Annotated in this window: 14 protein-coding genes and 9 pseudogenes; 10 read left to right on the top strand and 13 right to left on the bottom strand. The window is 52.1% G+C overall.

Features of this window, described 5'->3' with window-relative positions:
* Window positions 1-313 precede the first annotated feature (313 nt).
* Window positions 314-2,096: pseudogene (gene narX / locus ACQ86O_RS16455) on the top strand (nitrate/nitrite two-component system sensor histidine kinase NarX).
* Between the two features lie 10 nt (window positions 2,097-2,106).
* A complete protein-coding gene (gene narL / locus ACQ86O_RS16450; RefSeq protein ID WP_431222001.1) occupies window positions 2,107-2,760 on the top strand; it encodes a two-component system response regulator NarL in 654 nt (217 codons plus the stop codon).
* On the opposite strand, the pseudogene ACQ86O_RS16445 reads toward narL, so the two are convergent.
* From ACQ86O_RS16445 to chaB, 4 genes and pseudogenes are all read right to left on the bottom strand, one after another.
* Window positions 2,757-4,243 (bottom strand): annotated as a pseudogene (locus tag ACQ86O_RS16445) (YchO/YchP family invasin). The gene narL and the pseudogene ACQ86O_RS16445 overlap by 4 nt on opposite strands.
* A gap of 162 nt (window positions 4,244-4,405) precedes the next feature.
* Complete coding sequence (cbl, locus tag ACQ86O_RS16440; RefSeq protein ID WP_431222000.1) at window positions 4,406-5,359, bottom strand: HTH-type transcriptional regulator Cbl; 954 nt, start codon at window positions 5,357-5,359, stop codon at window positions 4,406-4,408.
* A 344-nt stretch (window positions 5,360-5,703) separates the two neighbouring features.
* Window positions 5,704-6,362 (bottom strand): annotated as a pseudogene (locus ACQ86O_RS16435) (gamma-glutamylcyclotransferase); the annotation flags it as partial.
* Window positions 6,363-6,779: 417 nt separating this feature from the next.
* Window positions 6,780-7,007 (bottom strand): putative cation transport regulator ChaB, encoded by a 228-nt coding sequence (gene chaB / locus ACQ86O_RS16430; RefSeq protein WP_431221999.1) that lies wholly within the window; start codon window positions 7,005-7,007, stop codon window positions 6,780-6,782.
* A 125-nt stretch (window positions 7,008-7,132) separates the two neighbouring features.
* Here chaB and ACQ86O_RS16425 point away from each other — a divergent pair, with 125 nt between their 5' ends.
* The gene (locus tag ACQ86O_RS16425; RefSeq protein ID WP_431221998.1) at window positions 7,133-7,951 is read left to right on the top strand and encodes a siderophore-interacting protein; all 819 of its coding nucleotides are present in this window, start codon (window positions 7,133-7,135) and stop codon (window positions 7,949-7,951) included.
* 305 nt (window positions 7,952-8,256) lie between these two features.
* Entirely contained in the window at window positions 8,257-9,357 is a 1,101-nt protein-coding gene (gene chaA, locus ACQ86O_RS16420; protein WP_431221997.1) for a sodium-potassium/proton antiporter ChaA, read from the top strand.
* Window positions 9,358-9,412: 55 nt separating this feature from the next.
* Here the strand turns inward: chaA and lpxO are convergent, their stop codons facing one another.
* Both lpxO and ACQ86O_RS16410 read right to left on the bottom strand, forming a co-directional pair.
* Window positions 9,413-10,315 carry a lipid A hydroxylase LpxO gene (lpxO, locus tag ACQ86O_RS16415; RefSeq protein WP_431221996.1) on the bottom strand — a complete coding sequence of 301 codons (903 nt, stop codon included), beginning with the start codon at window positions 10,313-10,315 and terminating at the stop codon, window positions 9,413-9,415.
* 298 nt (window positions 10,316-10,613) lie between these two features.
* Window positions 10,614-11,341 (bottom strand): annotated as a pseudogene (locus ACQ86O_RS16410) (GntR family transcriptional regulator).
* 253 nt (window positions 11,342-11,594) lie between these two features.
* On the opposite strand from ACQ86O_RS16410, the pseudogene pcaB reads away from it, so the two are divergent.
* From pcaB to ACQ86O_RS16385, 5 genes and pseudogenes are all read left to right on the top strand, one after another.
* A pseudogene (pcaB, locus tag ACQ86O_RS16405) lies at window positions 11,595-12,945 on the top strand (3-carboxy-cis,cis-muconate cycloisomerase).
* Window positions 12,946-12,974: 29 nt separating this feature from the next.
* Window positions 12,975-14,398: pseudogene (locus ACQ86O_RS16400) on the top strand (DASS family sodium-coupled anion symporter).
* Between the two features lie 76 nt (window positions 14,399-14,474).
* On the top strand, window positions 14,475-14,771 hold the full coding sequence (locus ACQ86O_RS16395; protein WP_431221995.1) for a hypothetical protein: 297 nt from the start codon (window positions 14,475-14,477) through the stop codon (window positions 14,769-14,771).
* Complete coding sequence (locus ACQ86O_RS16390) at window positions 14,768-15,745, top strand: MFS transporter (protein WP_431221994.1); 978 nt, start codon at window positions 14,768-14,770, stop codon at window positions 15,743-15,745. Before ACQ86O_RS16395 ends, ACQ86O_RS16390 begins: the two co-directional genes overlap by 4 nt.
* 62 nt (window positions 15,746-15,807) lie before the next feature.
* A pseudogene (locus ACQ86O_RS16385) lies at window positions 15,808-15,987 on the top strand (phage portal protein); the annotation flags it as partial.
* A 131-nt stretch (window positions 15,988-16,118) separates the two neighbouring features.
* Here the strand turns inward: ACQ86O_RS16385 and ACQ86O_RS16380 are convergent.
* A complete protein-coding gene (locus ACQ86O_RS16380; protein ID WP_431225751.1) occupies window positions 16,119-16,880 on the bottom strand; it encodes a LysR family transcriptional regulator in 762 nt (253 codons plus the stop codon).
* A gap of 3 nt (window positions 16,881-16,883) precedes the next feature.
* Window positions 16,884-16,928, bottom strand: a pseudogene (locus ACQ86O_RS16375) (hypothetical protein); the annotation flags it as partial.
* Window positions 16,929-17,145: 217 nt separating this feature from the next.
* Between ACQ86O_RS16375 and ACQ86O_RS16370 the strand changes: the two are divergent.
* Entirely contained in the window at window positions 17,146-17,631 is a 486-nt protein-coding gene (locus tag ACQ86O_RS16370; RefSeq protein WP_431221993.1) for a (R)-mandelonitrile lyase, read from the top strand.
* A 190-nt stretch (window positions 17,632-17,821) separates the two neighbouring features.
* Here ACQ86O_RS16370 and phoH read toward each other — a convergent pair whose 3' ends face one another.
* From phoH to putP, 5 genes and pseudogenes are all read right to left on the bottom strand, one after another.
* Window positions 17,822-18,610 carry a phosphate starvation-inducible protein PhoH gene (gene phoH / locus ACQ86O_RS16365; protein WP_431221992.1) on the bottom strand — a complete coding sequence of 263 codons (789 nt, stop codon included), beginning with the start codon at window positions 18,608-18,610 and terminating at the stop codon, window positions 17,822-17,824.
* A gap of 633 nt (window positions 18,611-19,243) precedes the next feature.
* Window positions 19,244-20,546 (bottom strand): annotated as a pseudogene (gene efeB / locus ACQ86O_RS16360) (iron uptake transporter deferrochelatase/peroxidase subunit).
* A 12-nt stretch (window positions 20,547-20,558) separates the two neighbouring features.
* Entirely contained in the window at window positions 20,559-21,695 is a 1,137-nt protein-coding gene (gene efeO / locus ACQ86O_RS16355) for an iron uptake system protein EfeO (protein ID WP_431221991.1), read from the bottom strand.
* An 18-nt stretch (window positions 21,696-21,713) separates the two neighbouring features.
* Window positions 21,714-22,559, bottom strand: coding sequence for an iron uptake transporter permease EfeU (gene efeU, locus ACQ86O_RS16350; protein WP_431221990.1), 846 nt, complete (start codon window positions 22,557-22,559; stop codon window positions 21,714-21,716).
* A gap of 241 nt (window positions 22,560-22,800) precedes the next feature.
* On the bottom strand, window positions 22,801-24,285 hold the full coding sequence (gene putP, locus ACQ86O_RS16345; protein WP_431221989.1) for a sodium/proline symporter PutP: 1,485 nt from the start codon (window positions 24,283-24,285) through the stop codon (window positions 22,801-22,803).
* Between the last annotated feature and the right edge of the window lie 326 nt (window positions 24,286-24,611).

Genomic DNA, 24,611 nt, shown 5'->3' with positions numbered 1-24,611 from the left:
AGATGATCCCCTTAAGCGGTAAAGTTGATGTAAATCAACGCGGCAGCAGGTAGCCCAGCGTGGGAAAAACCCTCTCATCCCTTAGTGAGTAGCAGAGGAAGCTTAATCAATCGGTTAATATTCAATGCATTGTGTCGGGTTGTTCGACAAGGTTCAGCGATTGGCTGTAATGGCGGAAACTAAGGGGTACTTCGTTAGGGGTATGGGGTTATGCCATAGGATGATGAAAAATAGCGCCCAAGCGGCAATTTTACCCGCTGCAACCCTCTCTGGTTGCCTGCTGACCTCTCGCCATATCGGGGATACGAGTTTTATGAAGCGCTTGCTGGCTCCGCTTTCCATCGTTAACCAGGTTTCCCTGCTGATGCTTCTGCTGGGGGTACTTGGCATCGCCGGTATGAGTATTTCTGCCTGGATGTCACAAAGTATTCAGGGCAATGCCCATGCCATCAACAAGGCGGGCTCACTACGGATGCAAAGCTATCGGCTACTTTCCCAGGTTCCGCTAGATACCCACAGTAAAACCCTGATGCAAGGGCTGGATCAGGATGAAACCAGTGATGACCTGCAACGCGCGCTGGAACGGGAAGGGCTGACTTCGCAGTTTCTGGTATTACGCAGCTATTGGCTCAACCAGTTGCAACCGCAACTGCGCCAGGCCCAACGCCCTGCAGATGCGGCCCCTCAGGTCGCTTACTTTGTCGGTCTGTTGGATAAACTGGTTTCTGACATCGATCACCGTACCGAACGGCGTTTATTGATGGTCACGGTGGTTCAGGGGGTTTATCGCCCTGACGCTGCTGCTGCTCTTGGGCACCATCTGCTATCTACGCCGCCGTTTGCTGCACCCGTGGCGCCAGTTGGTGGCCATGGCCCTGGCCGTAGGGCGTGGCGATTTCAGTACGCGTTTTGCGCAGCGCGGGCATCAGGATGAAATGTCTTCTCTGGGCGGCGCGTTGAATACCATGTCCGATGAGCTTTCCGCCACCTACCTCAGCCTGGAGCAGCGTGTCGCAGAGAAAACCGCCGATCTGCAACAGAAAAATCAGGTACTGAGTTTTCTGTACCGCACCAGTCGCCAACTGCATACCAGCGAACCCATCTGCAGCCGTCTGACACCGATCCTTAATCAGTTGCAGCTTCTGACGCCGTTACACAGCCTCCAGGTCCGGCTGTATGAGAACAACAGCCAGGAACAATTCCAGCAGTTAAGCGGCAATCAACCGCTGAGACCCGAATATTGTCATAACCTGGTCTGCAGCGCCTGCCTGAACCAGCAGCAAACACCAAATCAGGATCACCCTTCACTCAGTTGGAGCCTGAGCGACAAGCTTGGCAATTACGGCGTGATTGTCGCCCAGCATGCGCCGGAACAGGCGTTAAGTGACGAGCACCGTCAACTGGTTAATACCCTGGTAGAACAGTTGACCAGCGTGCTGGCGATAGAAAGGCAGGTAGACCACCAGCAACAGCTGATGCTGATGGAGGAGCGGGCTGCCATTGCTCGCGAACTGCACGATTCCATCGCCCAATCCCTTTCATGCCTTAAAATGCAGGCCAGTTGCCTGCAGATGCAAGGGGCAGAACTGACTCCTGCCAGCCAGTCATTGGTAAAGCAGATGCGTGATGAACTCAATACGGCCTATCGCCAACTGCGCGAACTGTTGACCACTTTCCGCCTGCGCTTGACAGAGCCTGGCCTGCTGGCGGCATTGCAATCGACGGTACAGGAATTCAACCAGCGGCTGGAGATGACCATAAAATTGGATTATCAACTGGCGCCGCGCACCGTACCCGCCTACCAGGCAATCCATCTTTTGCAGATAGCTCGCGAGGCGTTAAGCAATATCTATAAACATGCGCAGGCCAGCCAGGTCTGTATCCGGGTGGTTAACCAACAAGGTGAAGTCAGCCTGAGCGTCAGTGATAACGGGCGCGGTCTGCCGGATAGCAGTGAAATGCCTGATCACTATGGCCTGATTATCATGCGCGATCGTGCCAAAAGCCTGCATGGTCACTGCGAAATCACGCCACGCGAAGGCGGCGGCACCGTAGTTAGGGTGACGTTCCGCCCAGATAACCCTGCCATCGACTAAAGGAAACCTCATGACGATTGAAGAAGCTGCCACCATACTCCTGATTGACGATCATCCCATGCTGCGTAACGGCGTCAAACAGTTGATCAGCATGGATTCACGCCTGCAAGTGATTGCCGAAGCCAGCAATGGTGAGCAAGGCGTGGAACTGGCCGCTCACCACGATCCCGACCTGATCCTGCTGGATCTGAACATGCCGGGCATGAACGGGCTGGAGACGCTGGATCGCCTGCGCCAAACGTCCCTTTCTGGCCGCGTGGTGGTGTTCAGCGTCTCTAACCACGAAGACGATGTGGTGAGCGCATTAAAGCGTGGTGCCGATGGTTATCTATTGAAAGATATGGAGCCGGAAGAGTTGCTTAAGGCACTGCATCAGGCCGCTGCCGGGCAAATGGTGCTGAGTGAAACGCTAACGCCAATACTGGCAGCCAGCCTGCGGGAAAACCGCCCGGCAGCAGAACGGGATATTCAGCTGTTGACGCCCCGTGAGCGTGACATCCTGAAATTGATTGCCCAAGGGTTACCGAACAAGCTGATCGCCCGCAAGCTGATGATTACCGAAAGTACCGTCAAGGTGCACGTCAAGCACCTGCTGAAAAAGATGAAGCTGAAATCCCGCGTTGAAGCCGCCGTATGGGTGTTACAAGGCAATAAAAAAGATTAATTTCCCGATGAATTTAACGGCCCGGTGTCTGCCGGGATCGGCGGTGGCTGCAGAATTTGAACCGGCGGCAACTCAGGATCGTCTCCTGACGTCGAACTCAATGGCGCGGTTACCTGTAAAGTGATCCAGTTGGACGTCACTTTCTGCTGTTTTTCATCCTCAAGGATGGCGGAGAGTTGGTACTGGTTGCTGGCCCCCGGAGTATCATCCCAAGAAGGCACAATCAGGCTCCAACCCTGGGTTTCATCACCGCCTTGCGGCGGTACCAAACTCAGCGCCTGCGTATCGCCCTGCCAACTGACGGCAACGATCTTGTTAGCCGCCTTGATCTCCAGCACCAGCGGCAGCGTTTCCCCTCATTCAGGCTCCATGGCGGCGTCGCCAGGAAGACCTGCAACGTTTTCTGCTGGCGGAATTCCAGTACCGGCACGTTGTTCCGCTCGATGCTATCGTAACGGCTACCCCGCAAGGATTTTGCCTGGGCAACATATTGCGGCGAAACCTGTTTAACCAACGGCACACCAAGGCGGTAACTCAGCGCCAGCTCGACGGTATCCTGGCTTTGCCCCTCCTGATCCAGCTTGTGTTGCGCTTTTACCGTAACCAAAGGCACTGGCGTATAGTTGACCCCTAGCTGCATCGCCCGGGGATCTTTCTGCTTGTTACCCGTGCCGAACAGATCGACACTCTCGCCCTGGTATTGTTCAAAACTGAGTGAAGCGCCAAGCTGGTGATAAAAAGGCAGGTATCCCTGAGTGGTGATGTCGTAACCCCGCGCCGGGCGGCTGAGGAACACGGCGTCATTCGCCTGTTGCGACAAGGCAGATAAAGGGTAGTAATAATTGGCCGACAGGCGCAGATAGTTGCCCCAGGCTTCGGCCCCGACGCTGGCACGGTTACGTTGATTCTGGAAATCACTGTCTAGCACCGAGTTGTAACCCAGTAGCCAATCCCCCGTCACCCAACGCTGTCCCAGGCCGAAGTTACCTTGCGAACCGCCGGATTTTTGCAGGAAACCCAGTTGGCTGTAGGTCAACAGGCCGTCGAAATCATACAGCGGGCTGAACAGCTGGCCGCTACTGCCGGTAAAATCCCCTTGGTTTGAAACAACCAGCCCCAGTTTAGCCGTGCCCAAGGGTGAAAGCAGTTCTTCTGTTTGTTGCTGCACAGCAGAGCTTGCCTGATTTATCAGATAATTTTCTGTACCGGCACGCGCCTGTTCGCTGGTGACCTGGTTGAGATTGCGCTCCCCCAGTTTTTTAGCCATCGTGGCCCACTCTTTTTCCCGCTCGGCGTCGTTTACCCCGCCGCTGCCCAGATCCGGTAATTCTTGCTTTGGCGGTTCCTGCGCTTGCGCAACGCTCTCTTCAGGCGGCTGCGTCTCGGTCTCGGCACTCAATGCCATTGCCGGCAATACAAGCAACCCAAGGCAGCATGCGCTATGTAAGAAGAAGGAAACTGTTTTCTGGCTAACCGTTATCATTTGCCCGTTTGGCCCATCATGTTCTCTGCCTTAAGGCAAACTCATCATTTTTAACTGCCACCACGCTGGTTACAGATAAAACCAACATCACACGCTAGAGTGTAACGTTAATAAGAAGCCTAAGCGATCTGCAACGGGAAACCATCGGATAAACCTGTAAGATCAAATCTGATAATCGATTATCGGTTCCAACTGAGCCGAGAACACTTTCTCTTTGATCTCCGTCAGTGACAAGGTGGGATTGCATAGCTGGATAAACCGCCAGGTATAGTTACGTTGTAACTGGCTGCGTTTCAAGCCTAACCAGACGGTATTAGACTCAAACAGATGTTCGGCATTGAGGCAGACCAACCCCCGATCGCGCTCTTTTTCAAAAGACATATCCGCCAGAATGCCCACACCTAGCCCCAGCTCCACGTAGGTTTTTATCACATCAGAATCCTGGGCACTCAAAACAATATCCGGCGCTAACCCGGCGGCTCTGAACGTGGCATCAAGCCGTGGGCGGCCAGTGATCCCCTGGCGGTAGGTAATTAACGGCTGAGCACTGAGCATCTCCAGCGTCAGGGCAGGTTGACGCGTCAACTCGTGCCCTTCGGGCACCAGCACGGCGTGGTGCCAACGGAAATAAGGGAAAACCGCCAGTGAATCCTCACTCATCAAACGTTCACTGGCGATACCTATATCCGCCTCCCCCGATGCCAGCATTGCGGCAATCTCTTCCGGGCTGCCCTGATTAAGTACCACGCGCACAGCGGGGAATAAAGCCCGGAACTCCTTGATCACCCCAGGCAAGCTGTAGCGCGCTTGCGTATGGGTTGTGGCGATATGCAGTTGGCCCGCATCTTTGTTGCTAAATACATCGGCCAGACGGCGAATATTATTGGCATCATTGAGGATACGTTCGGCCACTACCAGCAGCTCTTTACCCGGTTCGGTCATGCCTAATAGGCGCTTGCCACGACGGATAAATATCTCAATACCCAGTTCCTCTTCCAGGTCACGAATATGACGACTGACCCCAGATTGTGAGGTAAATAAAGCATTAGCCACGTCAGTCAGATTGTAGTTGCAACGTGCCGACTCACGAATAATTTTTAATTGCTGAAAGTTCATTCCATCCCTTCTCTCACCCAATATTGTTAACAATATTGATACGGAGTCTGCGCAGGTGAAACAAATAAGAAATAGGATTTACTTATAGCTTTTAATGCTAAGTGCATTTTTTATCGATTGAATTAGCGCCAGTGGTTTAATGGGATTATAAATAACTTTTAAATTAACCAGATAGATAACCACTAACTCTTTAAGGTTAAAATAACTATGCAGTAAAAGTTATTAATTATAGGGATTAGATATATATCAAAATGCCGGTGGCGCAACCAGGTGCGCCACGCTTCATCTCTCAAGAACCGATTAACCGGCTGGACCAGAGCCTCGCCGCCAATCGGCCCCGAGGTGTTTTGCTGTAACCACTGGCGCACATAGCTGACCAGATCGCCGATGCAGTCATCTTTCATGCCGTGGTTTTTCAGTTCGTTATCCAACGCAAATAAATACTGGGCATTGGTGCCTAAAGGGCCGCTGGCGGCCGCAATCAAAGGAGCAATAACCTGATGACTGGTGTCGGCCTCAAACAACGGATGCTGCGGGTTCATAACAAATACCAGAGCCGTTACCACCTTGCCATTATCCAGCGTCAAATCACACCAGACGGGCAGATAACAGCCGGTGATCATCTCGCGCTTCCACAGCAGTTCCAGTTCCTCATGCAACTTTTCCTCCGGCAGGCGGAAAGCCAGGCCGGTGGTTTGCCCCCTTCCTGCAGGGCCAGCATCCGCCCTGGTTGATGCGCGGTTCCCCGCCCGGCGGTTAGTCGCAGGCAAAATGCCCGGTGCCAGCCTTGCAGCGTCGCCGGACACACTTCATCAGATTCAAATACCGGGTTCCACATCAGGGAACCATAGCCAAAAATCCATACAGGGCTGTTGTCTGGACGACGGGATAAGGTACAGGCCAAGGATGCCGAGCGCTGTTCTGGTGTCAGCAACAGCGACTCCTCAATAGTGCCGAATGCTGTTTTGCAATCTGCCTTTTGTAGAAAATCTCGAGTTAACACCTAATACAACCTCCCGGGAATAGGATTGCCCTAAACCCTGCGCCACTGTGTCTTTGCAATTTTATTGTTGGGTATATACCCGTCGTCTTTCAAACTGCAGCGTTGTTACCTGCACTAACACCCCCAGTGACTTAAGTCAGCGCCTGGGGATAAGTGAGCTGGGCGTCTAGCTGCAACTTGAAATTCATAGGATATAAAAATTTATTAATTCAATTTTCCACCTCGTTATAAATAACCATATTCGTTTCTTATGCAGCAAGCAAGTTTCCACCGGTAATTATTGTGAAAAAATATTTATACTCAGAAGCAATAATATTAAAGAGCGTAAATTTTTACCCTGCGCATTTGTTTTGTTAACAGAGAGCGGTTTTTTAACCCCCAAGAAATATTCCCGGCCTTTCCCTGGCCGGACAAATGTCACTTTTTGTGCCAGCGTTCATCATCCCCCTTGCGATAACTCTGTTTGACTGCCGCCCAGGCTACCTTGTGTGCCGTTTCCTCGCGCGTGTCATCACCCCGCCGCTCTTCCTGGTCTTTATATTGTTGCCAGGCACTGTTAAAGGCTTCTTTATAAATCTCTTGCGCATGTTCCGGCAGCACGTTCTTCACATTGTCTGGTAAAGCACTTTTAGTCTGATAAGGCATGGCCGTTCTCCATAATTGACTGGAGTAGTCAGTTTAGGAGAGAGGGCCCCCCACCTCAAATATCAAACAATTCTCATTATCAGATGGCATGATATACTGGCCGCAGAATGATAAAGGAGAATCCAGTGACCAGCGAAAACCCACGTAGCCGTGCCCCTTATTTGATAGAAGTTACCCGCCTGCGCGACATCACACCGCATCTGCGCTGCATCACCTTCAGCGCACCGGATCTAAGCTATTACCCGGCAGAAGCCGCCGCCGCTCATATAAAGGTATTCCTGCCACGCGAAGGTCAGTCACAGCCAAACCTGCCTACGCTTGGTGAAAATGGCCCGATATGGGACGCCGACGCCGTGCGCCCGATAGTCCGCACCTACTCCATCCGAGCCGTCCGGCCTCATCGGGCAGAAATTGATATTGAGTTTGCGCTGCATGACCACAGCGGCCCAGCGGTGAATTTCGCCCGCCAGGCTAAACCGGGCGATAAAATTGGCATCAGCAACCCAGGTGGCCCCAAGCCAATGTTGCCGGAGGCAGATTTTTATTGTCTGGCCGGCGACCCTTCTTCACTACCGGCGATTGCTGCCCTGCTGGAAAACTTGCCTGCACGTAGCGAAGGCCATGCGTTTATCCGTGTCGATACCCCGGCAGACGTGATTGACTTGCAAAAACCGGCTGGTTTTGAACTAAGCTGGATTATTGGCGGTACCGTAAAAACGGCAGAACTGATGACGCAATTCTGCTCGCTGCCATTGCCCCAAAGCGGCACTCATTTCTGGGTCGCGGGTGAAGATCGCCTGGTGGTTGAGCTGCGGCGTTACCTGCGCCGGGAGCTGCAATGCGATCGTAATCAGCTTTATGCTGTGCCTTACTGGCGGGAGGGGTTAAATGAGGAAGGTTATCACCAAAAACGGCACGAGATCATGGATAACATTGATTCTTGAGTATGATTATCTGCCTTATTTATCGTGAAAAACCTCGGTTTAATCGGTTTTATGGCAACTTAACGCAGAAGCAGCGCTTTATTACGTAAAAGTAAGTAAATAAAACCGCATAAACTGCGGTTTTTTTGTTACGCTTATCACATATTGGAAGCATAGCTTTCTCGGGTTAACAACATCACATCATTACTCGGCGCTACACGCAGAGTGTATCCTATTATTATTAACAACTTTCTGGATACGCTAAACCTCTTTACCAGAGAAGCAGCGATGACGGGCTAAGCAGTTTTAGAAGGAGATATACCGCAATGAAGTCGCACAACGATCCTGGCAAATCCAAATCCCGCCATACAGAATATTCCCTTATTTTGCCCATTGCGGCACTGGTTGTTCTTAACCTGTGGGGTGGCACCAGCAGTTTCTCACTGATTGTGGTCATCAACATTATTGCCCTGGTGGGTATTCTCAGCAGTGCCTTCAGCGTAGTACGCCACGCAGATGTACTGGCCCACCGGTTGGGTGAACCCTATGGTTCTTTGATCCTCAGCCTGTCAGTGGTGATACTGGAAGTGAGCCTGATCTCGGCATTGATGGCCACCGGCGACGCCGCCCCCGCCCTGATGCGCGATACGCTCTACTCGGTCATCATGATTGTTACCGCCGGTCTGGTCGGTTTTGCCTTGCTGTTAGGTGGGCGTAAATTTGCCACGCAATTTGTCAACCTCGGTGGTATCAAACAATACCTGATGGCGATTCTGCCGCTGGCGGTGATCGTCCTGGTACTGCCAAGTGCGTTGCCGGGTGGCAACTTTAGCGTTGCACAATCATTGCTGGTGGCGGCCATATCAGCGGCGATGTATGGCGTATTCCTGCTGATCCAGACCAAAACGCACCAAAGCCTGTTTGTGTATGAGCACGAAGATGACGATGGCGATCCACATCATGGCAAACCGTCTTCCCACAGCAACCTGTGGCACGCCGCCTGGCTGATCGTCCATCTGGTCGCGGTTATCGCTGTGACCAAGTTCAACGCCAATCCGCTTGAAGGCTTGCTCACCAAACTGAACGCTCCCTCACAGTTCACCGGTTTCCTGGTCGCGTTACTGATCTTGTCCCCTGAAGGGCTGGGTGCACTGCGGGCCGTGTTGAACAACCAGGTGCAGCGTGCCATGAACCTTTTCTTCGGTTCTGTGCTGGCGACCATTTCGCTTACGGTGCCGGCGGTAACGATTATCGCCACCCTAACCGGCCAGACGCTGATCTTCGGCCTGCAGGCTCCGCATATGGTTGTGATGCTGACGGTAATGGTACTGTGCCATATCTCCTTCTCTACCGGCAGAACCAATGTGCTGAATGGCACGGCTCACCTGGCATTATTTGCGGCTTATATGATGACGATTTTTGCCTGATCCGGTCAAAGTGGTTAGTAAAACGGGGTGCTGCTCAGTGGGCACCCCGTTCAATTTATAGCGAAAAGAAAATCAATGCCGCGAGACCCCCAAACAGTATCCACTTGATGATGTAGTAGCCCGTCTTGTTCCACCCCTTCAGCCGTTTGCCAACCTTGCGGATAGAGTAGATATATTTAAACAGCCGATTAACCCCGCCGGTACGATCGCCCTCTTCATTCGGTGCGGTAGCCGCGCTCATCAGGTGACGGCCTAACCAATGGTTTACCGTTTGTGCCCAGCGGTAACGCATTGGGCGTTCGATATCGCAAAACAGGATCAGACGGTTTTGCCCACTCTGGTTCTCGGCATAATGCAAATAGGTTTCATCGAACATCACCCCTTCACCATCCCGCCAACTGTAACGCTCGCCATCGACTTCGATAAAGCAGCGATCGTCGTTAGGCGTCATCAGCCCCAAATGGTAGCGCAGAGAGCCCGCATAAGGGTCACGGTGACGCGGCAGGCGGCTGCCATCGGGCAACTCGGCAAACATCGCCGCCTTCACCGAAGGCAACTCACGCAGCAATGCCGTCGTATGTGGGCAAAGTGCCATCGCCGAAGGGTGGCTATCTTCGTACCACTTCAGATAAAAACGCTTCCAACCGGTTTTGAAGAATGAGTTGAATCCGGCATCATTAAATTTATCCGACGCCTTGATTTGCTGGATTTCCATCAGCTTTCTGCCCTCTTCCCGAATAGCCTGCCAGTTATCGCGCAGCGTTATCAGCTCGGGGAATTGCTCTGGCTTCAGATAAGGCGTTGTGGCAACTCGGGAGAACAGATACATAAAAACGTTAATCGGTGCGGTAAAGGTGGAATGATCAGAAAGTTGCCGCCAGAAGGGATAGCGCACACGACCACGATAATGAACGTAAATAACGCATAAAATGAATAAAAACAATACGATATATTTCATAATTAATTCAGCGCCCAGGAACCCAACAATTATTGCGTATTGCGCGTAACACCACACAACCCAGATATTGCCGTCAAAGTCAGTTTCAACAGCTGGAGGACACCCATAGTTAAGTTTATGCGTGTGAAATTTCCATTAAATAAGGCACAAAAATTTATACCTGGCTTAAACGGGAATGAAATCCAGGAATGGAAGGGGCGGAATTGAAGTTTTGTTTTTAGCACCCAAAGCGGAGTAATGCGGACCAGGGGGTGACCCCGCCAAACATCACACCGCCATACGATTAAGATCCATCGCTTTAAGACTGAGGCCTGAGAACAATCGAGCAAGCATATCTGTCAGCGGGATGGATAGAGATTGTCGTTTCGAATGTCTCACCGTTACGATCAACATAGCGACGCACAATTTTCAGCGCTGGCGAACCGGGTTCAACACCCAGTATTTTGGCGATTTTGGGTGGCACACCCACGGCAGTGATGGTCTGCCGCACCTCTTCACTCTTTACCCCGTAATGAGCTTCAATCAGCACGCTGATCAATGCGTAAGGATCGCTACGCACCAGACGACGTATCTTGTCATAGATTGGGCTGGTGTAACTGTCTGTCCAGCAGATAGGGGCATCTTTCTTTTCGCTGTCTTCGCGGATACTGGCAATATGCAGCCAGCGGGAACCCGGTGCGCAGCCGATTATCTGAGCCAGTTCGTGATCAACCACCACTTCATCAATTTTTTTACCACCCGCAGGTTATTTTTAGCGAGAACAAACAAATCCTCCAGATAGGCCATAGGATGATTCAGCGCACTTTCGGGCTTTTTCTCCGCCACAATGGTGCCAATCCCCTTGCGCCTGACAATCAGCCCCTGTTCAGTGATATCACGCAGCGCTTCGCGAATGGTATGGCGGCTGACCTGAAACTGCTCGCACAGGTCCATTTCAGGGGGTAATAGTGCGCCTACCGGGTATTTACCCGTCGCCATGCTTTCGACGAGTTCGCGTGCGATACGTTTATAAAGAGATTCTTTCATAGCGACCTGCCCAATGCTCCCGGCAAAAATTTCCTGATCCCTATCACAAAACCAAAGCAAAATACCTTGATTAAATGTACGGACATTATACATTGTCCGGACATATGAGAATGTACGGACATTTAAGCTTATCTGAACAGCAACAGCAAACAGGCCTGTGATCCCCACCCGACGAGCTGTTTTACAAAATGACGACACATTGCATATGGGACCGTTCTTACCTTACCACCATTCTTCCATTGAGGGAGGCATTATGGCTTCTAATGTTCTTGATTCTATTCTGTTTCGTGATTCCTTCGGAACCCCGGAAATGCGTTCTATTTTTGATGATCGCGAGTTGGTTCGCAAGTACGTTGAGGTGGAGATCGCCTTGGCGAAAGCCGAAGCCTTCTGCGGTGTGATCCCGCAGGAAGCGGCAGTTGAAATTGCCACTTCCTGCAATGCGGATACGCTCGATTTTGAGCTGCTACGCCATGAAACCGAGATTGTGGGTTATCCCATTTTGCCGTTGGTGCATCAGATATCGAAGCAGGCAGGTAACTCTGGCGGATATGTCCATTGGGGGGCAACCACCCAGGACATCATGGATACCGCCGTCGTGCTGCAAATCCGCGATGCATTTGATCTGATCGAAACCGACATTGCCCAACTCCGTAAAATTCTTGCCGACATGGCACAACGCTACCGCGATACCCCCATGGCAGGACGCACCCATCTGCAACAAGCCCTGCCGGTAACTTTCGGTTATAAAGCGGCCATTTGGCTCAATATGTTTGATCGCCACGCCGAACGTCTGGCGCAGGCCCGCCCACGCGTATTAGTGGGTCAATTTGCCGGAGCTGCCGGTACGCTAGCCTCTCTGGGCGAAAAGGGTCTGGATGTACAGCAGGCAATGATGAAAGAACTCGGCCTGGGTACCCCCATCACTACCTGGCATGTGGCACGAGATGGTTTTGCCGAAGCGGTTAACCTATTAGGGCTAATTACCGGATCGCTGGGCAAAATCGCCTTTGATGTGATGTTGATGGCAGCAAACGAATATGGCGAGCTTTATGAGCCATTCGTCAAAGGCCGGGGTGCCAGCAGCACTATGCCGCAAAAACGCAACCCTATCTCCAGCGAACTGATGCTGGCCTGTGCCAAAGGCGTTCGCCAACAGGCTGGGTTGATGCTGGATGCGATGGTGCAGGATCTGGAGCGGGCTACAGGCCCGTGGCATGCCGAGTGGATAGCCATTCCAGAAAGCTTTGTGCTCACTGCAGGGGCGCTCAATCAGGCGAAATTTATGCTGGGCGGTCTGATCGTTGATGAAGCAGCAATGGCAAAAAATCTTGATATGACCAAAGGGTTGATCGTTGCAGAGGCGGTGATGATGGGGCTTGCCCCTATATTGGCCGCCAGGATGCCCATGACGTGGTTTACGACGCCTGCCGCATTGTCAATGAAAACGGGGGCGCCTCGCCGACGTCCTGAATGCAATGCCGAGTATCACCAGCCGTTTGAAACCGCAATTGATTGAGCAACTAACCGATCCGGCCAATTATCTGGGCATGGCACCACAAATGGTGGATCGGGCCGTGAAATATTCAGCCCAACAGGGCTAAAAACCAATCATTTCAATAAGGAGATGATTATGTCAGCCGAGTCCTCTAACCGAAATAAAAAGATTGTCGCTACCCTTATTCCTATACTGCTTGGTGTAATTATTTGGATTTGCCCAGTTCCTGAAGGATTGACACCGCAGGCCTGGCAGATGTTTGCCATCTTTGCTGCGACTATTGCCGCTATTCTGACACAGCCCTTACCTTCTGGTGCCGTGATGCTGGTCGCATTGTGTGTGGCGATATTTACCGGCACCTTAACCGAAGCCAAGGCCTTATCCGGCTTTGCCAGTGGGACGGTATGGTTAATCTTTTGTGCTTACATTCTTTCACTGGGATTTGTTACATCAGGCTTGGGTAAGCGTATTGCCTACAAAATGCTGTCAATGTTTGGCGGTAGCAGCCTAGGGATCGCCTACTCGCTCGGGGTTTCCGATTTGATTATGGCCCCCGCCATGCCGTCGGTCACCGCCAGATCGGGTGGCATTATCTTTCCCATCGCACGCTCCATCAATGAAGTATTAGGCTCCTCCCCCGGCGTAAGCGGCAAAAAAATCGGTGATTTTTTGATTATGGTCTGCTTTCAGTTTACCCCGATAACCGGTGCTATGTTCCTGACCGGAATGGCGGCAAACCCGCTGGTGGGTAGTCTCGCCAAAGACTCATTGGGCGTAGAAATTACCTGGGGTGGCTGGTTCGTTGCCGCAGTGGTGCCCGCGATGGTGTGTTTTGTCCTGATGCCATTGCTGGTTTATAAAATGCTCAACCCGGAGCTTAAAAAGACCCCAGAAGCCAAAGAGATGGGACGCCGGGCACTGAATGAACTGGGTGCCATGTCAAGCATTGAAAAAAGGTCGCGCTGGGTTTTGCACTGGCGCTGTTGGGCTGGGGAACCAGTTTATTGACCGGTTTATCCGCTACGGCGGTAGGCTTGGGCTTAGCCGCTTATCTGTTTGCCACTCAGGCCGTCAGTTGGAAAGACCTGCTTAAGGATCAAGCCGCCTGGGACACGGTTATCTGGTTCAGCGTGATCATCAGCCTTGCTGGTGGCCTATCCAGCCTCGGCTTTATCAGTTGGATGACCACCAAGCTGGAGACAACCATCAGCGGCTTTGGTGCCATGCAGACATTTGTCATTCTTGGCGTGCTGTATATTTATGTCCATTACCTGTTCGCCACCGCATCTGGCCATGTCGCCGCGTTGTATGCTCCCTTCGCCGCCACGGCCATTGCCGCCGGTGCGCCGCCAATGATGGTGGCAATCTGTTTTGGTATCTTCAGTAACCTGATGTGGGGAAATACCGAATATGGCGGTGGACCAGGCCCAATTTACTTTGCCCAGGGTTATTTTGAGCGGCCACGCTTCTATAAAATCAATTTCTGTGTTGTGACCTTCAATGTCATTCTGATCTTTGTCATCGGCCTCGCCTGGTGGAAATTGCTGGGATACTATTGACTCCCATAACCCAATCAGGCGGCGTAGATACACCGCCTGATTAATTCAGTGCAATAACTCACCAAGGGTGCCCATTGTGGATCTGGCAAGCATAACTTCAGGGGAAGAGGCATACCGTGCGCAGACCAGGCGCTATGTCTATTTGCTTTTTGCCCTTCAGGCTATTGGGGCATCCTCGCCACCGATTATCATCTCGCTCGGTGGATTGGTAGGCGAAGCGTTGAGCAACAATAAGACCTTATCAACTTTGCCAGTCAGCCTTTATAACATTGGCCTGGCATTGTCTGTTTTACCCTTGGGGATGCTGATCGCCCGTTTTGGGCGGGTTAACGCTTATAACCTTGGCGCAATCAGTGCATTGCTGGGGGAGTGATAGCCACATTGGGGGTGATTAGCGGCTCTTTCGGCCTGTTCTGTTTGGGCTGTCTGCTGGCTGGCTGCTACGCGGCCTGTGTACAAAGCTATCGTTTTGCGATAACAGATTATGTCGCCAAGCCTGATCAACCGATGGCGATTTCCCGTATTATGCTGGGCGGGCTGCTAGCGGCAATAATCGGCCCACAACTGGTTATTTGGACGCAAGATTTGTTACCCGTTCCGCTATCGGCAAGTTTCCTTGGCCAATCCGCCCTCGCGTTGATCGCACTGCTGTTTTTATGGCGTATGCGGCGCATGACGGCGCAGCTAAGCCTGCAGCAACAGCTGCTTCCCGAACAGTTGTCCCCGCATGAAACCGCGCTGTCCACCCCCCGCTCCCTGAGAGAAATTGCCAGCTCATTCCGGTTTATTTCCATCGCGGTGGCAGGCCTGGTCTCTTATGGCCTGATGACATTTATGATGACCGCAACCCCATTGGCCATGATGCATAGCGGGCACAGCCTTGCCACCGCAGCGCTGGGTATTCAGTGGCATATTCTGGCAATGTACGCGCCAGGGTTTTTCACTGGCAGGCTGATGACAAAATTCGGCGCGCGTAAAGTTTGTGTCACTGGACTATTGCTGACCGCCTGCGCCGCCGCAGTCTCCATGATCGGTAACCAAGTGATCTGGTTCTGGGGCGGGCTGATCCTGTTAGGCGTGGGCTGGAACTTTGGTTTTGTCAGTGCGACCGTGATGCTGACTTCCTGCTACCGCCACAATGAGCGGCTAAAAACTCAGTCACTGAATGACACCTTTGTGTTTGGCACCACCGCGTTAGCCTCACTGTTGTCTGGGCAGATGTTGCATACCCTGGGTTGGTTCTGGCTAAACCTTATGGTGTTTGTTCCGGTAGCGATCGCGTTGGGGTTACTCTTTATCCAGTATTTGTTAGAACAGAAATCCACCGCCGCCAGCCAAAGGGGTTAGTGTGATGGGCGCTTGGCAGCGCACAATAAAAAGCCCCCAAGGTTAATAAAGACACCCACTCGCTGATGGACGCGCACCGCATCCCCTATCCACTGATGGGCGGCAAGCCAGAGAACCTGGGATCAGTGGGTGGCATTGAGAATGCGGCCAAAATATCTGTACGTAACGAGTCAACGCCGCGGCAGGAGCACATGAAGGAGGTTAGCGGCTGGTTGCCCGGTTTAAAAATACAGTCTGGGTAATAATGATAACGGGTGACCTGATATGTATTTGCTCAGATTTAATCGTGCTCTATGTTAGAACACGATTAAATCTGGCCGTTGGCAACGAGGGAAATCAAACAGTTATATTCGAAAATGCCAAACGCCATTTGTCATCTTTCCTGATAGCGTAGCACTGCAATAACTTCAGCTAGCGCCGGGGCTATCTGGCGCCGACTGGCGTAGTAAAGATGATATCCTGAAAAATGCGGCCACCAATCTTTTAGAACGGGAGTGAGCTCTCCCATTGCAATATATGTTTGCGCCAACTCGAGAGGAATATAAGCAAATCCCAGGCCATCCAGTGCTGCCTGCAACATAAGATAGGTGTTGTTAAAGATAGCTTGCCCCTGCACACGTACCGATAATTTTTTCCCTTCTTTTTCGAAATCCCAGGCATAAAGCCCGCCGAGTGTCGGAAGCCGCAGGTTTATGCACTGATGTGTCGTCAAATCCCCAGGTATTACAGGTACACTTTTCCCGCTCAGGTATTCCGGTGAACACACCACAGCCATGTGAAAGTCAGGGCCGATTCTTACGGCTATCATGTCCTTATCAACGGTACTGCCTACCCTGACCCCGGCATCAAACTGCTGCGCAACAATATCGGTAAGCGCATAGTCAACGCTCAGTTCGACCTGAATGTCTGGATAACGTTTCAGCAAAGGCTGAAGCCGGGGCCAGAGTACGGATACTATGGCGTAATCATGCGCAGTGATACGTACAGTGCCTGCTGGCTTATCGCTCAGGGCGCGCAGGGAAGCCAGTTCACTGTCCAGCTCACTTAACATGGGGTGCAGAGTATTGTACAGGCGCAACCCAGCTTCTGTGAGTGAAACGCTGCGAGTGGTACGCGTCAGCAGTCTGACCCCCAACCGCGCTTCCAGTGCCGTTATGGCATGACTCAGCCCGGAGCGCGACATACCTAGCTGAGCGGCTGCACGGGTAAAGTTTTTTCTCGCGCTACGACCTGGAAAGCCCGCAGATCGTTCAGGTTTTCATATGCCATTGTTGCATCTCACACACATACACATTCAGATTTGCCTATCTTATCAACCAATCAAGCCGAGCTTACACTAGTAACAGCTCAGGACGAAAAATTGTCTTCCACCAATCCCTGCACTGTAAAACGGAGCCCGCATGAAAAGACTTGCCATCGTTGCTGTGTCCCTGCTGCTGTCTGTTTCAGTTGTTTATTCGAAGGAGAACTCACCTGTGATTACTGTAATGCAAAGTGGAACAACACCCTCTGTAAAAGGCCCGTCAGAATATTTTACTGGCACTGTGCGCATCGATTCCCCCTTTCAGGGTACAGATCCTGCACGCGTGGGCGGCGCGACCGTGACGTTTGAACCTTCTGCTCGCACTGCCTGGCATACACATCCGCTCGGTCAGACGTTGATTGTCACTGCCGGCCTCGGCCTGGTGCAGGAGTGGGGAGTTCCGGTACGAGAAATCCGTCCTGGAGACATTGTATGGATACCCGCCGGCGTGAAGCACTGGCATGGCGCTGCACCTGAAACTGCCATGTCGCATATCGCCATTGCCGAGGCGAAAGAAGGTAAAGTTGTTGACTGGATGGAGCAGGTCACCGACGAGCAGTATGCGCCTGCTAAAAAATTGTGAGGATAAGCCAGTTAAAGGTGCTTTGTTCGGGTTTGTACCCACTGCTTCGTAGCCCCTGCGTTCAAAATGGGCACCAACACCCCTTACAGGTGCCTACAGTGTGACTTAACCCTTTGTTTTTGATGATATGCCCTGTCATCTGGGGCATTAAAAAGGCCACCGAAGTGGCCTTTTAGCAGAGTCTGGCAGGTTAATCGTAAGCATTAAGCGTGCGCTGGCACAAGGCAGAGCGGACGCAGTCTTGTTTTTCAAAGCGGATAATGCCGATCATCTCGTCCTCTTCAAAGCGCTCCAGCGCATCGCTAAGGCCGGATTTCACGCCGCGTGGCAAATCGCACTGGGTAATATCCCCGTTAACGATGACCGTGACATTCTCGCCCAGGCGGGTCAGGAACATCTTCATCTGGCTTGCCGTCACGTTCTGGGCTTCGTCCAGGATCACCACCGCGTTTTCGAAGGTACGCCCGCGCATGTAGGCGAAAGGCGCGATTTCTACCTTGCCTATTTCCGGGCGCAGGCAGTATTGCAAGAATGACGATCCTAAACGGCGCAACAGAATGTCATACACCGGCCGGAAATAAGGGGCGAATTTCTCAGAGATATCCCCCGGCAAAAAGCCGAGATCTTCATCCGCCTGCAGAACCGGACGAGTAACGATAATCCGATCCACTTCTTTATGTATCAGGGCTTCCGCCGCTTTGGCGGTACTGATAAATGTTTTACCACAGCCAGCTTCACCGGTGGCAAATATCAACTGCTTGTTTTCTATGGCTGATAAGTAATGACCTTGAGCTTCGGTTCTCGCCTCGATGGTAGAAGTATCCCGGCTGTCACGAGCCATTCCGATAGATTCAACACCACCCATTTGTACCAGCGATGTAACGCTTTCTTCTTCACGCTGGCGATGACTACGTGCGTCACGACGAATAACGCGTTTGGCTTCACGACGTGCTTTGATCACTGCTTTCTGTCTTCCCATAGTGGCACCTTACAGTTTGTTTCACCTACCGCAACGGCATCAAATACCGAGCGATTATGTTTCACACACGTATTAGGTTTTTAGCCTCCGATGTTGATGAATGGCGTGAATACGCGCCCGCAGACAAACGCAGCGTTTCTTCACAGGGCAGCGCGGTATGCGCGAAAAAGAGGATAGTGTGAGCCGGATTAGAGCGAAAGTGGAGCCAGGAGTCGGTCAGAAATTGAGAGTCGGAGAGAGAACCCTCGTTATAACGAGAAATCAGGGGAAGTATGTTATTTGTTCTTTGTAGCCCAACCAAGGACTTTACCATTAGCGATCCCCGCAGTGATATTTACAGCATCAAGCTGTGCACCGTGTGAAAACTACCGCCAGATGATTACAGTATAATGACATTCAACTTTGTCGCGTTACTAAAATGTAAATAAATTTATTATTTATTGTTTTCAGACTGCGCAAGAACACTATATCACGCCGCTTACCTCATTCTATACAACTTTATTTATCTATAAATATCAATGCATTATGTTTAATTTCATTCCATGACATTTTGGTTTTCAGATTAAAAACTGACCAATCAAAAAGCGCAGGCCGCACGTTGTGCCTACGCTCAATCCATTCAAATCTTTCCCCTCAGGCCTGCAGCAAACCGCTGGCGAAATAATCGCCATTGGCTTTAACACCAGGCAATACAAAGAAATACCCCCGCCAATTGGCTTGACGTATTCTTCCAGCGCTTCGCCATTCAATCGTTTTTGTACCGCCAGGAAGCCCTGTTCCAAATCGGCTTGATAACAGACAAACAGCAAACCCATCTCCAGTTGGCCAGCGTTGGAAACACCCAGCGAATAACTGTAACCACGGCGCAGCATCAGGCTGCTCTGCGTCTGAGGTGTGCGCGGGTTGGCCAGACGGATATGCGCATCCATCGGGATCAGTTTGCCCTCGGGATCTTTGGCATAATCTGGCTCGTCGTGCTCATGCTTCATCCCCAGCGGCGCACCACTATGTTTTTCGCGCCCAAAGATGGTCTGTTGTTCCTGCAAAGGCGTGCGATCCCAAAACTCGACATGGAAGCGGATAATGCGCGTGGCCTGATAACTCCCCCAACCGCCCAGGCGGGCTCCCCGGCATTAGCACCAACCCACACCACCTGGTCCATCAGCGGCTTATCACTGGTTTTCGGGTTAGCGGTGCCATCCTTAAAGCCCAACAGATTGATCGGCGTTTCTTTCCCCCTGCTACGTGCCGCATGGGCAGAGATAAAACCTTCACGCTTCCAGCGCACGCTGAGCAAGTCAGGCGAATGCTTGATGATATCGCGTAAAGCGTGGATCACCGTTTCATTGGTATTGGCACAGATTTGCAGCAGCAGGTCACCGTGGCACAGGGAAGCATCCAGAGCATCATTTGGGAAACGCGTCATTTTTTGCAGACGCAACGGCTTATGCGCCTGTAAACCAAAACGCTCATCAAACAGTGAGCTCCCAACGGACAAGGTGATGGTCAGGTTATCGGGGTAAATTTCCGGCCCCATGATGCCTGAATCCAAGGGTGGCAACTTCGGGTCGACCTCTGGCGCCTTTCCTCCCTCGGTGAGAAAAGCGATCCGGCTGGTTAATAGCCGGAACAAGCGCTCAAGATCCGGCTTGTTGGTAGCCAATACGTCGAATGCCACCAGCATCATTGCCGCCTGCTGCGCAGTCAACACCCCTGATTGATGCTGACCATAGAATGGCTGTTTCTGCCAACGTTCATCATGTGCGGTTGCCAGCGGCTCTTCAGTTTTATCCGCTGACCGTGCCAGAGATGAGCTCCCCAGCGCCAAGGCACCGCCCATCATGCCTAGCCCTTGCAATAAACGACGGCGTGATGTCGATGGAACTTTCTCGTCCTGAGGAAACGGCCCGCTATCCGGGCCGATGTTGTGATTCATGGTGCTTTGCCCTTAATCCAGACCTAACACGCCACGCAACTGTGACAAATCTTCTGCCAGCGCTGTGATTGGCCCTTTCATCGCATTGCGATCCGCATCGGTCAGTTTCTCATAGGACTCATAACCTTCCTGGGTTTTGTATTTCGCCAGAACGGTATCTACGGTTTTAAAATTGGCGTCGATTTTTTCCAGCAGCGGCCGGTTAGCTTTTTCCAGCAATGGACGCAGCAGGTTAACAATCTTCTGCGCACCGTCTACGTTGGCCTGGAAGTCCCAGAGGTCGGTACGGCTATAACGATCTTCCTCACCGCTGATCTTGCTGGAGGCCACTTCCTCAATCAGACCGGCCGCACCGCCAACCACTTTACTCGGTGGGAAAGTCAACTCGCTGATGCGTTTTTGCAGTTCCAGGCTGTCGTGGTAAAGACGGTCGGCATATTGCCCCATGTCTTTGGTGGTATTGTCAGCAAACAGCGCCTTCTCCAGACGGTGGAAACCGGTAAAGTTCGGATCTTCGGCTTTTTTCTCATAATCATCTTCACGGGCATCGATACTGCCGTCCAGATCCGAGAACAGCTCGGCAATCGGCTCAATACGCTCGTAGTGTTGACGAGTCGGGGCATAGAGCTTGCGCGCCTGCGCTACGTCACCGGCTTTGATTGCATCGGTGAACAGTCTGGTCTGCTTGACCAGCCCTTCCACCTCTTTGGTCACATACACTTTGTATTCAGCGATGGGGCCAACCAGATCCATGGCATCTGGTTTGCCATTGGTCGCTGTGCCTGCCGCAGCTGTAACCACCAGTTTTCCCTTCGGGTTGCTCAACAGGCCGCAGGTCATGTCATACTCGCCCGGTTCTAGGTTCGCCGTCATTTTCTGGGTGAAACCAGGGGCGATATTTTCACGCTCTTCTACAACCATTACCCCTTTGAGGATTTCCCACTCCAGGTTTTTCTGACTGGTGTTATGCACCACAAACTGCGTTTTGCCGGCAGGGACGGTCAACTGCATTGGCTCGCACTGCTTATCATTGACGGTCACTTTCACCTGTGGAACCTCTGCCGCCAATGCATTGGCGCTAAACGCCAGCGCAGGGGCGGCCAAAAGTGCTGCATGCAGTGCCTTACGGCGCAATAACGGAATAGACATACCAGATCCCCTATTAAATTAGTGATGAGTTTTACGTTGCGCAGGAACCACTGCGGGTTCCGCACGTTGAGGCAGGAAAAAGAAAATCAGCGCCGGGATCAGATACAGGAAATAGACCGCCACTTCGCTGACCGATGGCGCTTCCTGATAGCCGAATATCCCCTCCAGCAGGGTACCCAGCAGCGAGTGAGTCGACAGATGATTGCTGAGATCGAAGGCAATGTCCTGAAAATGATTCCATAGCCCGGCCTCATGGAAAGCACGAATTGCCCCGGCAGCCAGGCCTGCGGCAACAAACAGAATAAACAGGCTGGTCCATTTGAAGAATTTGGCCAGATGCAGCCTGATGCCGCCCCAATAGATCAGCATACCGACCACAATGGCGCACGACAGGCCGAGCAGTGCGCCGATCGGTGCCGCGATCCCGACATCTTGCTGAAATGCAGCCAGCAGGAAAAATACCGATTCCAACCCTTCACGGGCAACGGCAAAAAACACCATCGCCACCAATGCCCAACCCTGGCTTTTGCCGGAGTTAAGCGCGTTATCAATCGCCCCTTCCAGATGAACCTTGACCGACTTGGAAACCTTGCGCATCCAGAACACCATGTAAGTCAGGATGCAAACCGCCACCACTGCCACCAGTCCTTCGAACAGCTCTTGCTGTTTTTGAGGGAATTCACCGGTAGTTTCATTGATGAAGATACCCAGCGCCAGGCACAGAGCGACGGCGATGAACACCCCAATCCACACCACGCCAAGCCATTGACCCCTTTGGGTCCGCTTCAGATAACTGGCGATCAGACTGACGATCAACGCAGCCTCCAGCCCCTCACGGAACATGATAAGGAAGGGAACAAACATAGATGATTAACCCCTGATAAGACGCTTTTAATGAGCTGCTGACACAGCAGCTGATGATGGCTGCAGCTATGTAAAGAAAAGTAAACCAGAACGATAGTGATTATCATTCTAACGAAAAGAAAAACAAGAGCTGGAGATGTGATTTTTCTTAATCAAATGTCGCTAGTTGTTACAGAGAGGTGAGGAAAGTTGATGAGGAGAACATTCTCTCCCTGGAGGCCAGGGAGAGATTAAGCAGGATTTATACCGTTTTAAACTCAGCTTCTGCCAGTTCAAAACGCTCTGTCATGGTCGCCGAAGGTTGGCGGCCCATCAGGCTCACTACCACGATGGCGAGGCAACCAAACAGGAAGCCAGGAATAATTTCATACAGATCCAGCCAGGCGTACTGTTTCCAGACGATCACGGTGATCGCCCCAACCAGCATACCGGCCAGCGCGCCGTTACGTGTCATGCGTGACCACATAACAGAGATCAGCACAACCGGGCCAAATGCCGCACCAAAACCAGCCCAGGCATAACTCACCAGGCCAAGTACCCGGTTTTCCGGGTTGGCAGCCAGAGCTATCGCCACCAGCGCAACGACCAGCACCATAACGCGGCCAACCCACACCAGCTCACGTTGGCTGGCCCCTTTGCGCAAGAAAGCCTTATACAAATCTTCGGTGATAGCGCTTGAACACACCAGCAGTTGGCAGCTCAAGGTACTCATCACCGCGGCCAAAATGGCAGAAAGCAGGATCCCGGCAATCCATGGGTTGAACAGCAGCATGGCCAGTTCAATAAATACCCGCTCGCCGTTTTGCGAAACATTACCCGCCTGCTCCGGGTTATTGGCAAAGTAAGCGATGCCGAAGAAGCCCACCGCGATCGTGCCAGCCAGACAGAGGATCATCCAGGTCATGCTGATGCGACGGGCGCTGCGGATGGTGCGGTGAGAGTCTGCCGCCATAAAACGCGCCAGAATATGCGGCTGACCAAAGTAACCCAGGCCCCAACCCAGCAGAGACAGGATCGCCACCAGATTCAGCCCTTTCATCATATCCAGATTCGCCGGGTTTTTAGCGGCAATCACCAGCAGCGAGGTGTCGATGCCGCCCACCGCGAGAATAACGATTACCGGCGTGAGGATCAGCGCGAAAATCATCAGGCTGGCCTGCACGGTATCGGTCCAGCTCACCGCCAGGAAACCACCGATAAAGGTATACAGGATGGTGGCCGCAGCACCTGCCCACAAGGCAGTGGCGTAGCTCATACCGAAAGTGCTTTCAAACAGACGGGCGCCAGCAACAATGCCGGAGGCACAATAGATGGTGAAAAACACCAGAATGACAATGGCGGAAATCACCCGCAGCAGTTTGCTGTTATCTTCAAAACGACCGGTGAAATAGTCCGGTAATGTCAACGCGTTATTGTTAGCTTCAGTATGTACACGCAGCCGCCCCGCCACCAGCTTCCAGTTCAGGTAGGCACCGATTGTCAGCCCGATAGCGATCCAGCTTTCCGAAATGCCGGAAAGGAAAATAGCCCCTGGCAAACCCATCAGCAGCCAGCCGCTCATGTCAGAAGCCCCTGCGGATAGCGCGGTAACCACGCTGCCCAGGCTGCGGCCACCCAGAATATAATCATCAAAGTTGTTGGTCGCCCGGTAGGCCAACAAGCCTATCAGTATCATCCCAAATATGTAGACCAGAAAGGTCACCAGCATTGGTGTGCTCATTGTCATGTAACTCTCCATTCTTTATTCCCTTCCGCTTTCAGGTTGCCGCGCAGTAGCTTGGCTCTTGAAAATCATTGGGTATTTTTATGTGGTGTATTTCACCCGCCAAAGCGCCGGAACGTAGCGCATTGCGATGGAAGGCGGGTGAAGATAATTTCTGCCCGTAATGCCCTATCCCCTATCTATGTCAAACTGCAGCCAGGTGCCAAGCCCACTCATCCCCTGGCGCTTACTTAAGGGTGAGTGCGTGCAGGTAACAACGCTGCTACTTGAAAGGCGACGGAGATAAACGCTGGCTATCCTAGATGACCTCCCCAACAACCAACAAGACA

Source organism: Serratia sp. L9 (assembly GCF_050632285.1).
In the GTDB taxonomy this organism is placed as follows: domain Bacteria; phylum Pseudomonadota; class Gammaproteobacteria; order Enterobacterales; family Enterobacteriaceae; genus Chania.
Note: the sequence above shows the minus strand (reverse complement) of the source record. Positions and strands in the feature narration are given on the sequence as shown.

Coding starts and splice junctions, on each gene's coding strand:
- efeO (WP_431221991.1), bottom strand. CDS start 21,695: ATGTCTATTCCGTTATTGCGCCGTAAGGCACTGCATGCAGCACTTTTG.
- lpxO (WP_431221996.1), bottom strand. CDS start 10,315: ATGAAATATATCGTATTGTTTTTATTCATTTTATGCGTTATTTACGTT.
- efeU (WP_431221990.1), bottom strand. CDS start 22,559: ATGTTTGTTCCCTTCCTTATCATGTTCCGTGAGGGGCTGGAGGCTGCG.
- chaA (WP_431221997.1), top strand. CDS start 8,257: ATGAAGTCGCACAACGATCCTGGCAAATCCAAATCCCGCCATACAGAA.
- putP (WP_431221989.1), bottom strand. CDS start 24,285: ATGACAATGAGCACACCAATGCTGGTGACCTTTCTGGTCTACATATTT.
- narL (WP_431222001.1), top strand. CDS start 2,107: ATGACGATTGAAGAAGCTGCCACCATACTCCTGATTGACGATCATCCC.
- phoH (WP_431221992.1), bottom strand. CDS start 18,610: ATGGGAAGACAGAAAGCAGTGATCAAAGCACGTCGTGAAGCCAAACGC.
- chaB (WP_431221999.1), bottom strand. CDS start 7,007: ATGCCTTATCAGACTAAAAGTGCTTTACCAGACAATGTGAAGAACGTG.
- cbl (WP_431222000.1), bottom strand. CDS start 5,359: ATGAACTTTCAGCAATTAAAAATTATTCGTGAGTCGGCACGTTGCAAC.
- ACQ86O_RS16370 (WP_431221993.1), top strand. CDS start 17,146: ATGAAAAGACTTGCCATCGTTGCTGTGTCCCTGCTGCTGTCTGTTTCA.